Source organism: Serratia sp. D1N4 (genome assembly GCF_054552755.1).
On the sequence record NZ_CM137274.1, the window covers coordinates 4,271,139 to 4,284,911 of the forward strand.

10 protein-coding genes are annotated in these 13,773 nt (G+C 55.1%); 3 read left to right on the plus strand and 7 right to left on the minus strand.

The window, feature by feature from the left end; genetic code table 11:
* Positions 1 to 30: 30 nt before the first annotated feature.
* The 4 genes from mscS to epd all read right to left on the minus strand — a co-directional run bounded on the left by mscS (position 31) and on the right by epd (position 4,636).
* A complete protein-coding gene (gene mscS / locus ACX1CU_RS19175; protein WP_459399820.1) occupies positions 31 to 897 on the minus strand; it encodes a small-conductance mechanosensitive channel MscS in 867 nt (288 codons plus the stop codon).
* A gap of 244 nt (positions 898 to 1,141) precedes the next feature.
* On the minus strand, positions 1,142 to 2,221 hold the full coding sequence (fbaA, locus tag ACX1CU_RS19180) for a class II fructose-bisphosphate aldolase (protein ID WP_459399821.1): 1,080 nt from the start codon (positions 2,219 to 2,221) through the stop codon (positions 1,142 to 1,144).
* A gap of 162 nt (positions 2,222 to 2,383) precedes the next feature.
* Positions 2,384 to 3,547 (minus strand): phosphoglycerate kinase, encoded by a 1,164-nt coding sequence (pgk, locus tag ACX1CU_RS19185; protein ID WP_459399822.1) that lies wholly within the window; start codon positions 3,545 to 3,547, stop codon positions 2,384 to 2,386.
* Between the two features lie 72 nt (positions 3,548 to 3,619).
* A complete protein-coding gene (gene epd, locus ACX1CU_RS19190) occupies positions 3,620 to 4,636 on the minus strand; it encodes an erythrose-4-phosphate dehydrogenase (protein ID WP_459399823.1) in 1,017 nt (338 codons plus the stop codon).
* 569 nt (positions 4,637 to 5,205) lie between these two features.
* On the opposite strand from epd, the gene ACX1CU_RS19195 reads away from it, so the two are divergent.
* On the plus strand, positions 5,206 to 5,493 hold the full coding sequence (locus ACX1CU_RS19195; RefSeq protein ID WP_459399824.1) for a putative quinol monooxygenase: 288 nt from the start codon (positions 5,206 to 5,208) through the stop codon (positions 5,491 to 5,493).
* Positions 5,494 to 5,572: 79 nt separating this feature from the next.
* On the opposite strand, the gene tkt is transcribed toward ACX1CU_RS19195, so the two are convergent.
* The gene (gene tkt / locus ACX1CU_RS19200; protein ID WP_459399825.1) at positions 5,573 to 7,567 is read right to left on the minus strand and encodes a transketolase; all 1,995 of its coding nucleotides are present in this window, start codon (positions 7,565 to 7,567) and stop codon (positions 5,573 to 5,575) included.
* 296 nt (positions 7,568 to 7,863) lie between these two features.
* Between tkt and loiP the strand changes: the two genes are divergently transcribed.
* Positions 7,864 to 8,616: a metalloprotease LoiP gene (gene loiP, locus ACX1CU_RS19205; RefSeq protein WP_459399826.1), complete on the plus strand. Its 753-nt coding sequence runs from the start codon at positions 7,864 to 7,866 to the stop codon at positions 8,614 to 8,616.
* A 134-nt stretch (positions 8,617 to 8,750) separates the two neighbouring features.
* On the plus strand, positions 8,751 to 10,130 hold the full coding sequence (locus ACX1CU_RS19210) for an IS4 family transposase (protein WP_459399038.1): 1,380 nt from the start codon (positions 8,751 to 8,753) through the stop codon (positions 10,128 to 10,130).
* Positions 10,131 to 10,613: 483 nt separating this feature from the next.
* Here the strand turns inward: ACX1CU_RS19210 and ACX1CU_RS19215 are convergent, their stop codons facing one another.
* Both ACX1CU_RS19215 and ACX1CU_RS19220 read right to left on the minus strand, forming a co-directional pair.
* Positions 10,614 to 12,251 carry a thiamine pyrophosphate-binding protein gene (locus tag ACX1CU_RS19215; protein ID WP_459399827.1) on the minus strand — a complete coding sequence of 546 codons (1,638 nt, stop codon included), beginning with the start codon at positions 12,249 to 12,251 and terminating at the stop codon, positions 10,614 to 10,616.
* A gap of 41 nt (positions 12,252 to 12,292) precedes the next feature.
* Complete coding sequence (locus ACX1CU_RS19220) at positions 12,293 to 13,762, minus strand: aldehyde dehydrogenase (protein ID WP_459399828.1); 1,470 nt, start codon at positions 13,760 to 13,762, stop codon at positions 12,293 to 12,295.
* Positions 13,763 to 13,773: the final 11 nt, after the last annotated feature.

Sequence of the window (13,773 nt, forward strand, 5' to 3'; positions counted from 1 at the left end):
CATAACGGTGGCCTTACTGATAAAGTGAGGTTATTCAGGCTGTTCGGCCGATTTGGCTACGTGACGCACATGCACATCCATCTGCGGGCACGGCACGCCAATCTGGTTGATATCCAACTGGCGTTTGAAGTTTTCCATCAGATCAAAGTAAACGTCCCAGAACTGGGCGTTTGTGGTCCAGCAGCGGGTGACAAAATTCAGCGCTGGCGGGGCCATTTCGTTCAGGCGCACGGTTACCCCCAGGTCATGCATGATGCGCTTGTCGGCGGCAATCACGTCACCCAGTACCTGCTTCACCCGATCGACATCGGCGTTGTAGGCCACCGCCACCACGATATCCACACGGCGATTCGGCTCGCGCGAGAAATTGATGATATTGCCCGAGATGATTTTACCGTTCGGCACCACGATGGTTTTGTTATCTGGAGTTCGCAGAGTGGTCGAGAAAATCTGCACCTGATCAACCGTACCTGCCACGCCGCCCAGATCGACGAACTCACCGGCACGCAGCGGACGGAAGGCAACCAACAGCACACCGGCCGCGAAGTTAGACAGCGACCCTTGCAGCGCCAAACCAATAGCCAAACCAGCGGCACCCAAGACGGCAATCACCGAGGTGGTTTGCACGCCAATCCGCCCCAGCACCGCAATCAAGGTAAACGCCAGAATGCTGTAACGCACCATCGCCGCCAGGAAGTCTGCCACCGTGGCATCGATACCACGCAGCTTCATCACGCGGCTGACCGCGTTGCTGATAATACGGGCAATAATCGAACCGATGATAAAAATGACGATCGCAGCAACGATGTTTACCGCGTACTGGATCAACAGATCCTGATGATCCACCAGCCAGTTGCCAGCGCTATTGATGTCCTCAATGATATTGAGATCTTTCATCCTAATGTCCTACTTTATTCCCTCAATTGAGGGGATTCACAACGGTACTGAGCACGATACTGTCAGTATGGAAACTACGCCTTTAAGGGTAACCAACATTTCCGCGCGGTGCCAATCACCGCCAATAAAATAACCTTCTGTTCTGATTAAACTATATCTCTCAGACTTCGAGTTGCAGCGTCATTAGCAGCAACAAAAAAGGCTCCCAAAAAAGGGAGCCTCTCAGCATCAGGTAAAGCAAAGATTACAGTACGTTTACGGCGTTCAGATCTTTGAAAGCCTGTTCCAGACGGGTGATCATAGAAGTCTGGGCAGCACGCAGCCATACGCGTGGATCGTAGTATTTCTTGTTCGGCTGATCTGCGCCTTTAGGGTTACCCAACTGGCCTTGCAGATAAGCTTCGTTTTCTTTGTAGTAATTCAGGATACCTTCCCATGTTGCCCACTGGGTATCGGTGTCGATGTTCATCTTGATCACGCCATAGCTGACGGATTCTTTGATCTCTGCATCGCTAGAACCTGAACCGCCATGGAACACGAAGTTCAGGCTGTTGTGTGGCAGGTTGAATTTCTTGGACACGTAGTCCTGAGAATCACGCAGGATGGTTGGCGTCAGCTTCACGTTACCAGGCTTGTACACACCGTGTACGTTACCGAAGGAAGCTGCGATGGTGAAGTTCGGGCTGATGGCGTTCAGTTTTTCGTACGCGTATGCCACGTCTTCTGGCTGGGTGTACAGCGCTGATGCGTCCATATGGCTGTTGTCCACACCATCTTCTTCACCGCCGGTGCAACCCAGTTCGATCTCCAGCGTCATACCGATCTTCGCCATGCGAGTCAGGTATTTGCTGCAGATTTCGATGTTTTCTTCCAGAGACTCTTCAGACAGATCGATCATGTGAGAAGAGAACAGCGGTTTACCGGTGGCGGCAAAGTGCTTCTCACCCGCATCCAGCAGGCCGTCGAGCCATGGCAGCAGTTTCTTCGCACAGTGGTCGGTATGCAGAATCACCGGCACGCCGTAATGTTCAGCCATCTGGTGCACATGGTGTGCGCCAGAGATCGCGCCCAGAATGGCAGCACCCTGTGGGATATCACTCTTCACGCCTTTGCCTGCGATAAACGCCGCGCCGCCGTTAGAGAACTGAACGATAACCGGAGCACGCACCTTCGCAGCTGTTTCCAGCACGGCGTTGATGGAATCGGTACCCACGCAGTTTACCGCTGGCAGAGCAAAGTTGTTCTCTTTAGCAACTGCGAATACTTTCTGAACGTCATCACCGGTGATCACACCAGGTTTTACGAAATCAAATATTTTAGACATGCGACTTTGTCCTGTTTCGTTGGCCGTTATACCCTTCAGTTTCAAGCCATAGCACTGTTGGCTGCTGCTTGAAAGCTTGCGGGTAGGGACTTTTGCATTCCGCTCTGTATTAATCAGGACGGAATAAAACCGACGGGCGGCTTGTGCCCCCCGTCATCTGAATTACTTCTTAGCGCGCTCTTCCAGCATCACTACTGCTGGCAGTTGTTTCCCTTCCACGAACTCGAGGAAAGCACCGCCGCCAGTAGAGATGTAGGAGATTTTGTCAGCAATACCGAACAGGTCGATCGCTGCCAGAGTGTCGCCGCCGCCTGCAATGGAGAAGGCTTCGCTATCAGCGATAGCGCGTGCGACAATTTCGGTGCCCTTACGGAAGTTAGGGAACTCGAATACGCCAACCGGGCCATTCCACAGAATGGTTTTGGCTTCTTTCAGGATTTTGGCCAGACGCTCGGCTGAAACATCGCCCAGATCCAGAATCTGCTCATCGTCTTTGATTTCGCTGGCTGGCTTCAGGGTCGCCACTGCGGTTTCAGAGAACTCGGTCGCTACGCGCACATCGGTAGGCACCGGGATATCACAGGTTTCCAGCAGCTTTTTCGCTTCAGGAATCAAATCAGCTTCGTACAGGGATTTGCCGACGTTGTAGCCTTGAGCCGCCACGAAGGTGTTGGCAATGCCGCCGCCAACGATCAGTTGGTCAGCAATCTTGGACAACGAACCCAGCACGGTCAGCTTGGTAGACACTTTAGAACCACCAACGATAGCCACCATTGGGCGCGCCGGGTTGCCCAGGGCCTTGCCCAGCGCTTCCAGTTCGGCAGACAACAGCGGGCCAGCACAGGCCACTGGAGCAAATTTGCCCACGCCGTGGGTCGATGCCTGCGCACGGTGTGCGGTGCCGAAGGCGTCCATCACATACACGTCGCACAGCGCCGCATATTTCTTGGACAGGGTTTCGTCGTCTTTCTTCTCGCCTTTGTTGAAGCGAACGTTTTCCAGCACTACCAGTTCACCGGCTGCAACTTCCACGCCGTCCAGATAATCCTTCGCCAGACGCACTGGAGATTTCATATGCTCTTTCAGGTAGTTCACAACGGGCAGCAGGGAGTACTCTTCGTTGTACTCACCTTCGGTAGGACGGCCCAGGTGCGAAGTCACCATCACGCGGGCGCCTTGCTTCAGCGCAGCTTCAATGGTCGGCAGGGAGGCACGGATACGCGCATCGGAAGTCACTTTACCGTCTTTCACTGGTACGTTCAGATCGGAACGGATCAGAACGCGCTTACCTGCCAGATCCAGATCGGTCATCTTAATTACAGACATGGTGAACCCTCTTTGTTGATTCTCTATAAAGTTGCCTGAACAGCACATCAACACTGCGTTGATAGTGCCTTATTAGAAACCGCTTGCGGCCATTGCCTGTGTTGTATCCAACATCCGGTTGGCAAAGCCCCATTCATTATCGCACCAGACCAAGGTCTTTATCAGGTGCTGCCCACTGACCCGAGTCTGCGTGCCATCAACGATGGCGCTGTGCGGGTCATGGTTAAAATCGATCGAAACTAAGGGTAGCTCGGTGTAGTCAACTATACCACGAAATGATCCCTGTGCGGCCTTTTGCAACAGCTGGTTGACCTCTGTCACCCGCACTTTTGCGCTCACGCTGACGCTGAGATCAATGGCCGTGACGTTGATGGTTGGCACACGCACGGAAATCGCTTCAAAACGATCGCAAAACTGCGGGAAGATGCGGGTAATGCCCGCAGCCAGCTTGGTGTCGACCGGAATAATCGACTGGCTCGCCGCACGGGTACGCCGCAAATCCTGGTGATAGGCGTCTATCACCGGCTGATCGTTCATTGAGGAGTGGATGGTGGTCACCGTGCCGGATTCAATGCTGTAGGCATCGTCCAGCAGTTTGATAATCGGAATAATGCAGTTGGTGGTACAGGATGCGTTGGACACGATACGGTGTTCACCACGCAGCGTCTGGTGGTTAACCCCAAACACGATGGTGGCATCCAGATCGTTACCGCCCGGATGGGCAAACAGCACCTTCTTCGCACCGGCAGCCAAGTGGGCTTCGCCATCGGCGCGGCTGCCATACACACCGCTGCAATCCAGCACCACATCCACCCCCAGTTCGCCCCAGGGCAGTTGATCCACCGCCGGTTGATGCAGCAACCGGATGCTGTCATCCCCCACGCTCAACACGTCAGCTTCCTGGCGGACATCCCAGGCAAAGCGGCCATGGCTGGAGTCATATTTCAGCAGGTGGGCCATCCCTTCGGCGTTCGCCAGTTCGTTGATGGCCACTACGGAAATTTCAGCGCGTCGTCCCGATTCATACAGTGCGCGTAAAACGCTGCGGCCGATGCGGCCAAAGCCGTTTATCGCTATGCGGATTGTCATGCTACTCCCTGTCAAAGAGGGCCTTCCCTGCCGGCGTTGTTCCGGCCACAGGTCGGGTTGTCATTATCCGCCTAGAGTACTGTAGCGTACCGCCTGCTGTGAATCGCTGCATTACATTATTCGTCAAACCCTGTTGCTCATCGCAACCGCTCACTCAGGTATTTCAGTTGCCTACTGCGCCAACTGAAACGCTTCAGCCGAGAATAAACCAAAGCTTTGCTAAAAGGAACAGGAGTAACCACAAGCCTGTCGACTGGAGGTGATTTTGCGAAAATAAAATGATCTAGCGCACATTTTTACCCCGTTAACCCCAATAGCATCATCGATATGGGCAGCGAGCGGATGAGCTGTCGTAAACAGTAAGATACTTAAGATAAATTCAGCATTTATTGAGGTAAACTGTTAGCCTGTAGGGTGCCCCTGACGGCGGGAAGCAATCCGCTGCATTTTAAAGTATGGCAGGTATCTACCTTGCTGGATTTCAAGTTGCTGCCTAACCGCAGCTTGAAAGACGACGGGTACATAAATCGCTATTTTTTGTGGTCAATGTTGTATAACAAGGAGCAGAAATGAGTGAAGTTAAAGTAGTCGCCCTGATCAAAGCTCAGCCAGAACACCGTGCTGCCGTAGATAAAGCCGTGCGCGCCATGGTTGCACCAAGCCGCTCTGAGCCAGGCTGTATCCAGTATGATCTGCATGAAGAGCAGGGCCATCCGGGCGCTTTTGTGTTTATCGAACGCTGGACTTCTGAGCAGGCGCTGAAAGAGCATATGGCGATGTCTTACCATGATGCTTTCCTGGCGGAACTGGAAGGGAAGTTGGTGAGCCTGGAAGTAAAAAGACTGACTCCGCTCTGAGTCAGTGAAAGCCCGGGGAACCGGGCTTTTTGATCGTCGTCTAAAAAACCATAGGAGCCGCACGCAGCTCCCAGCGGATTTATTTCAACAGCGCTTGAGCCTTGGCCACCACGTTATCCACGGTGAAGCCGAACTCTTTGAACAGCAGATCTGCTGGCGCAGACTCACCGAAGGTGGTCATACCCACGATCGCGCCGTTCAGGCCCACGTACTTGTACCAGTAATCCGCAATACCCGCTTCCACCGCCACACGGGCAGTCACAGAAGATGGCAGCACAGATTCGCGGTAGGCTGCGTCCTGCTTGTCGAACGCATCGGTAGACGGCATTGAGACTACGCGCACTTTACGCCCTTCTGCACTCAGCTTGTCAGCAGCCTGTACGGTAATCCCCACTTCGGAACCGGTAGCGATCAGGATCACCTCTGGCGTGCCAGCACAATCTTTCAGCACATAAGCCCCACGATAAACGTTCGCCAACTGCTCGGCGGTACGTGGCTGCTGGGTCAGGTTCTGACGGGAGAACACCAGCGTGGTCGGGCCATCGTTGCGCTCGATACCGTACTGCCAGGCAACCGCAGATTCCACTTGGTCACAAGGGCGCCAGGTGCTCATGTTCGGGGTCACGCGCAGGCTGGCCAGTTGCTCAACCGGCTGGTGCGTTGGGCCATCTTCGCCCAAGCCGATCGAGTCGTGGGTGTAGACAAACACGTTGCGGATTTTCATCAGCGCCGCCATACGCACCGCGTTACGGGCGTATTCCACAAACATCAGGAAGGTAGCGGAGTACGGCAGGAAACCACCGTGCAGCGCGATACCGTTGGTGATGGCGGTCATGCCGAACTCGCGCACGCCGTAGTGGATGTAGTTGCCAGCCAGATCATCGCTCAGCGATTTGGAGCCAGACCACAGCGTCAGGTTGCTCGGAGCCAGGTCAGCGGAGCCGCCGAGAAATTCCGGCAGCACTTTACCAAAGGCTTCCAGCGCGTTCTGTGAAGCTTTACGGCTGGCAATATTGGCCGGGTTAGCCTGCAACTGCTCAACGAATTTCTTCGCTTCTGCTTTCCAGTTGGCTGGCAGTTCACCGTTCACACGGCGTTTGAACTCGGCAGCCAGTTCTGGGAAGGCCTTGGCGTAGGCGGCGAACTTATCGTTCCAGGCCGCTTCTTTCGCTTTACCTGCTTCTTTGGCATCCCACTGGGCATAAATATCCTGTGGAATTTCGAATGCCGGGTATTTCCAACCCAGCTGCACGCGAGCCGCAGCCACTTCAGCTTCGCCCAACGGAGCACCGTGGGAATCGTGAGTACCGGCCTTATTTGGTGAACCGAAACCGATGATGGTTTTGCACATCAGCAGGGAAGGCTTGTCGGTGACTTTATGGGCTTCTTCGATCGCAGCCTTGATTGCATCGCTGTTATGGCCATCAACGCCACGCACCACGTGCCAGCCGTAGGCTTCGAAACGCTGGGCGGTATCATCGGTGAACCAGCCTTCTACATGGCCGTCGATGGAGATACCGTTGTCATCATAAAACGCGGTCAGTTTGCCGAGCTTCATGGTGCCAGCCAGCGAACAGGCTTCGTGCGAGATACCTTCCATCATGCAGCCATCACCCATAAAGGCATAGGTGTGGTGGTCGACAACGTCGTGGCCTGGGCGGTTGAACTGCGCGGCCAGCGTGCGTTCAGCGATGGCAAAACCGATGGCGTTGGCAATCCCCTGCCCCAATGGGCCGGTGGTGGTTTCTACCCCAGGGGTATAACCGTATTCCGGGTGGCCCGGGGTTTTGGAGTGCAGTTGGCGGAAGTTTTCCAGCTCGCTCATCGGCAGGTCATAGCCGGTGAGGTGCAGCAGGCTGTAAATCAACATGGAGCCATGGCCGTTAGACAACACGAAACGGTCACGGTCAGCCCAGTGTGGGTTAGTCGGGTTATGGTTCAGGTAGTCACGCCACAGGACTTCGGCGATATCTGCCATCCCCATAGGGGCCCCAGGGTGGCCGGAATTGGCTTTTTGCACGGCATCCATGCTAAGGGCGCGGATCGCGTTGGCAAGCTCTTTACGAGAGGACATGTTTTACTCCAGGTCGGATTAAAAAAGCAGTCTAGTTTTCTATTTTCTCAGACTCAGCATTAAAACGGCAATCCCTAATGCCAAATGTGAGCGAGTACGCAACTTATTATACCCGTCGCATTTCGAAAGACAGATACCTTAACTGCCTATTGAAACAATTGGGCATGGCACGTTCGGTCAGTTTTTCGGAATAACACTATTCCCGCCATACTTGACATACAATAGGCTCGTGCGAAAGAAATGACGTCAACGAACATTGCACAAACATTATTTTACTATCATAGGAAGATAGCTTTATGAAGATCCGTACTTCTTTGATTGCATTAAGCATTACCACTCTGTTGAGCGGCTGCCAGAACCTGAATACCGATACTCTGATGCAATCTGGGGCGCAAGCCTTCCAGGCTGCCACGTTGAGTAATGACGATGTCAAAGCGCTGAGTGATAAATCCTGCGCCGAGATGGACAGCCAGGCTCAAATCGCGCCAGCAGGCAGCACCTATACACAGCGCCTGAACAAGATCGCTGCTGCACTGGGTGATAATATCGACGGTACCTCCGCGAACTACAAGGTTTACCTGACAAAAGACGTGAATGCCTGGGCGATGGCCAACGGTTGCATCCGCGTTTACAGCGGCCTGATGGATTTGATGAACGACAACGAAGTCGAAGGCGTGCTGGGCCACGAAATCGGCCACGTGGCGTTGGGTCATACCCGCAAAGCGATGCAGGTGGCTTACGGCACCGTAGCACTGCGCACCGCAGCTTCTTCGGCTGGCGGCATCGTGGGTTCACTGTCTGAGTCGCAGTTGGCCGATCTGGGCGAAAAACTGGTCAACGCCCAGTTCTCGCAGAAACAGGAAAGCCAGGCTGACGATTATTCGTTTGATCTGCTGAAGAAGCGCGGTATCGATCCGAACGGATTGGTGACCAGTTTCGAGAAGCTGTCACAGATGGAAGGCAGCCGCAAAAGCAGCATGTTTGACGGCCACCCGCCTTCAGAAGCTCGTGCGCAGCATATCCGTGAGCGTATCGCAGCAGGGAAATAATCCCCCTCACCCTAACCCTCTCCCACAGGGCTGTCTCTTATACACATTTCCCCGGCGCAAACGCCGGGGAGTTTTTGAACTTTCTCCCCGCCTGTTGATCTCTCTTTATATTCTCCTCTTCTTCGGTTTTTAGTATGGTGCTTTCTGATTGTTATTCATGGGCTAATGACACTTTTGGGCTCGCTCAACTTGGCGACTATCGGCGAACTCAGCGTCTCGTCAAATTCACTGCCTCGTTGGCTAAAAATACAGGACTTTCTATTGTGAAATCATCCCAAACCACCGCTGAAGTTGAAGGGGCTTATCGTCTGATCCGCAATCCCAACGTCTCACCCGATGCCATTGCCGAGGCCGGCTTCAACGCCACAGCAATGGCCGCCAAGACGCACACTCTGCTACTTGCTTTGGAAGACACCACCTCCATTAACTTCGCTCACACCACCGCGTATGACGAGTTGGGAAATACGACAACCAGCAAGAATACGCATGGCCTGTTAGCCCACACCGTCCTGCTTTATGCTCCCGAGCACGCACTGTTCTTGGGGCTCATCGACCAGCATCGCTGGAGCCGTGAAGCGAACAAATACGGTAAAAAGCACCAACGTAAACACGTGCCTTATGAAGAGAAAGAGAGTTACAAATGGCAACAGGCATCTGAACGAACGGCACAGCGTCTCGGTGACACACAAGCACACGTTATCTCCGTCTGTGACCGGGAAGCGGATATCTGGCATTACCTTGATTATAAAACGAAAAATAAACAGCGCTTCATCGTTCGAGCAGCTCAGAACCGGTTGCTAAGTGGACACAATGAGAAGCTGTTGGAGTTGCCAGAAACGCTAACAGAAGCAGGCAGTTATCGACTGAATGTGGTCCAGAAAGGCGGACGTGCTGCGCGTGAGGCACAAATGAGTATCCGCTATAGCTCGGTCGAACTCAAAATGCCGGGGAGTACGTCAGAAGAAAATACCGTCCCACTGACGTATATCTGCTGTCGTGAAGAAGGAGAAGACGGAGCGTGCTGGCACCTTCTGACATCAGAAAAAGTCACATCAGCGGAAGAAGCCCGGGTGATTATCAGTTACTACGAGCGTCGCTGGCTGATAGAGGAATACCATAAAGCGTGGAAAAGCGGTGGAACGCAGGTGGAACAGCTACGGATGCAAACGCGAAATAATCTGGAGCGAATGATCGTCATCCTGAGCTTTATAGCGGTGCGGGTGTTGTCGTTACGCCAGGGCGGGTTGAGTGAAGAGACGCTCAATGCAAGCTGTGAACGGGTACTGAGTCCACTTGAATGGAAGTTGCTGTGGGTGAAACAGGAAGGTAAAACGTTGCCGAAGAGGCCGCCGAGTGTGAAGTGGGCGTACCTGAATCTGGCGAAGCTGGGGCGTTGGTATGACAGTAAACGGACGGGACGAGCAGGATGGGTAGTGATGTGGGAGGGATGGTTCAAGCTTCAGGATATCGTCGAAGGGTATAAACTGGCGAAGTCTCTTGATCAGGAGATCTGATCAAGAGACAGCCCACAGGGAGAGGGAACTAGCCCTGCGACAAATTAACCCCTGTGCCTCACCAAGACTCCGCATCAATTCCCTCCCTCTGGGGCATAGGTATCTACACATCTTTGCACGGAAGGTGGGACTCCCTCTCCCTCGGGGAGAGGGCGGGGGTGAGGGGCCTTTTTATCACGATCTATTGCCAGCGACTCCGTTGGAAACTCATTGTCATGGAAAACAGAACCCATTGAATTAATTGATATTTAACCAATGAAAGTTCGCCGTAAATAGCCCCTCACCCTAGCCCTCTCCCGCGGGAAGAGGGGACCGTTCAGTGCACATTTCAAGCACCAAAGCCGCAGCAAGCCGTGATACTCTGTCCGTCGGAGGTGATGGGGCTGTCTATTGGCAACTTGTGTAGATACCTATGCCCACAGGGCGAGGGGGAGACCGCTTATCAGGTAACCGACAAAACGGTGTTACTCCCCCATCAAATCATCAATACAGCTTCTGCGGTGGCCCGGCGAACGTCAGCGGCCCGACGCTTTTCATGTCCACTTCCACCACCGACGGCCCCGGATAGTTAATCGCCTCCGCCAGCACACCGCTGAATTGCGCAGCATCACTGACTTTCCAGGCTTTCAGCCCCATCGCTTCTGCTACCTGACAAAATGCCGGGGTATGTAGATCGTTATAGTACTGACGCCCGGCGAAGTACTTATCCTGAATACCACGCATCACGCCATAACCGCCGTCGTTCATGATCAGCAGCGTGATATTGGCCTGCTCCTGCGCCATGGTCGCCAGTTCGCCCAATCCCAGTGCCAAGCCGCCGTCCCCTACCAACCCGACCACTTTGCGCTGCGGATTGGCAATCGCGGTGCCGATCGCCATCGGCAACCCCATGCCGATCGCCCCGGCCAAGGAGTGGATATTGCACAACGGAGAGATCGCCCGGAACAGGCGGCTGCCCCACACGCTGCCAGAAACGGTGATATCGCGCACCAGCAGACCATCTGCGGGCAGTGCAGCAGCAATTGCATCGTTCAGTTTGGCATACTCACCCGATTGCTGACGTAACGCCGCTTCGGCCTGCTGCACCGCCTGAGCAATCTCGGCATCCCATGCCGCATTGGCCTTCTCGCCGGGAGCCAAGCGGGCCGCCAGCGCACTGAGCAATGCGCCACAGTCGCCATTAACCTGTTCATCCGCCACATAGTTGCGGTTGGCCGCCGCCGGATCGATATCAATCTGCACCAAAGGGCGCGGCAATGGCAGCGTCCAGGTACGGGTTTCGTTACTGCGCAGACGGGAACCGGCCACCAGCGTCAGATCGCACTGCTTGAGGATCGCCTCAACGCTCGGCGAGTTATGGAAAGCGCGCAGGCTGCGCGGGTGGCTGTCTGGCAAAATACCGCGCCCGTGGGTGCTGGACATCACCACTACCCCGGCATCCGCCAAACGTTTCACCGCATCACGGCAGGCCAGCGCGCCACCGCCAACCCACAGCAGTGGGCGTTTGGCCTGTTTCAACTGCTGGTAAAGACGTTCAACCGCCGCCTCATCCGCCGCCGGTAACGCTGGCGGCCGTATCGCTTTGCCGACCAGATTGGCTGGCACCAGGCTGTTTTGAATATCGATCGGGATCTCTACCGCCACCGGGCCACAGGGCACGGTTTGCGCTTCCTGAATCGCCCGCTGGATCACCGCCACCGCCTGTTCGGGGGAATTCACCCGATAAGCCTGCTTCGAACAGGCGCGCAGGAAGCCAAGCTGATCTTTGGTTTCATGGATAAAACCGGCATCGGCATCCAGGTAAGCCTTTTCTACCTGACCGGTAATATGCAGCAGTGGCGTATTGGCATTCAGTGCTTCAATCATCGCCCCCACCGCATTACCCGCTCCGGCACCGGTGCTGGTCAGCGCCACGCCCAGGCCGCTGAAGCGCCCGTGGGCATCGGCCATCGTCACCGCACCAGCCTCGCCGCGCGCAGGCACAAAGCGGATCGCTCCACGTTGCCCAACGGCATCGGCAATCGGCAGATTGTGAATCGAGATAATGCCGTACATCGCGGCCACCTCGTACTGCTCCAGAGTTCGGGCTATCGCCTCACCAACCGTTATTTTTTCGCTCATTATCTGCCTTCTTAATTGTCTTATGTCGTAGGGACCGCAGCTCAATCGCTCCAGCGGTTAGCCTGATTGCTGAGGGCCAAATACAGGCTCTTCTGCTGCATATAGGCCTGAATGCCGTGCAGGCCCTTTTCGCGCCCCAAGCCACTTTGTTTAAACCCGCCGAACGGCGTAGAAATCGAGAATGTCTTGTAGGTGTTGATCCACACGGTGCCGGTTTCCAACTGCTCGGCCAACGCCATGGCGCGGGTAAAATCGCGCGTCCAGATACCGGCAGCCAAACCATAGACCGAGTCGTTGGCCTGCTCGATCAACTGCTGCTCATCGTCAAACGGCAGCGCCACCAGCACCGGGCCGAAGATCTCTTCCTGGCAGGTACGCGCGCCGTTGCTCAACCCTTCGATAATGGTCGGCAGGTAATAACTGCCCTGCGCCAACTGCGGATCGGCTGGCGCTTCACCGCCAATCACCACTCGGCCCCCTTCCTGCTTGGCGAGAGCCACATAGTCCGCCACGCTCTGCCGGTGCTTTTCGTTAATCAATGGCCCCAGATGCACCCCTGGTTCAAACGGATTGCCAATACGTAATCCGGCGGTCAGCTCACATAAACGGGTCAGTAGCGGCTGGTACAGCGAACGGTGGACAAACAGCCGCGAACCGGCAATGCAGGCCTGCCCGGCAGAGCTGAATATGCCGTAACAGATGCCACGCGCCGCCTGTTCCAGATCGGCATCGTCCAGCACGATAGTGGGTGACTTGCCGCCCAGTTCCAGCGAAGTCGGGATCAGTTTTTCTGCGGCAATATGCGCCAAATGGCGGCCGGTGCTGGTGCCGCCGGTAAAGGAGATCTTTTTCACCAGCGGATGGCGCGCCAGCGCTTCACCAATCACCGAACCTTTGCCCGGTAGCACGCTGAGCAACCCGGCAGGTAATCCAGCCTGTTCAAACAGTTCCGCCAGCTTCAGCGCCATCAGCGGCGTGGCTTCCGCCGGTTTGAGGATCACCGCGTTACCCGCAGCCAATGCCGGTGCCACTTTCTGCATTTCACTGGCGATCGGCGAGTTCCACGGCGTGATCGCCGCAATCACCCCCAGTGGCTGATACTGGCTCAGCGTCATTACTTCGCGGTTGCGCTGGGTCGGTAACTCCCCTTCCAACACTTCACAGGCCGCAGCAAAATAGCGGGCGGTAGCAGCGGCGCTCATCACCAGACCACGGGTTTCCGCCAGCGGCTTGCCGTTGTCGCGGGTTTGCAGTTGCGCCAATTCCTCCACCTGAGCGGTAATCAAATCGCTGACGCGATGTAAAATCGCCGCACGCTGATGCGGCACCAGCCCACGCCACGCCGGATCGCGCCAAGCGCGTTCAGCGGCTTCTACCGCCTCGTTAACGTCTTCGACGTTGGCTGCGCGCAAACGGGCATTGATACTGCCATCGGCGGGAAAAACTGAACTCATCGCTTCGCCGCGCCCTTCACACCAGCGGCCAGCAAGAAAAATCTTTAACGTTTCCATTTATGACTCCT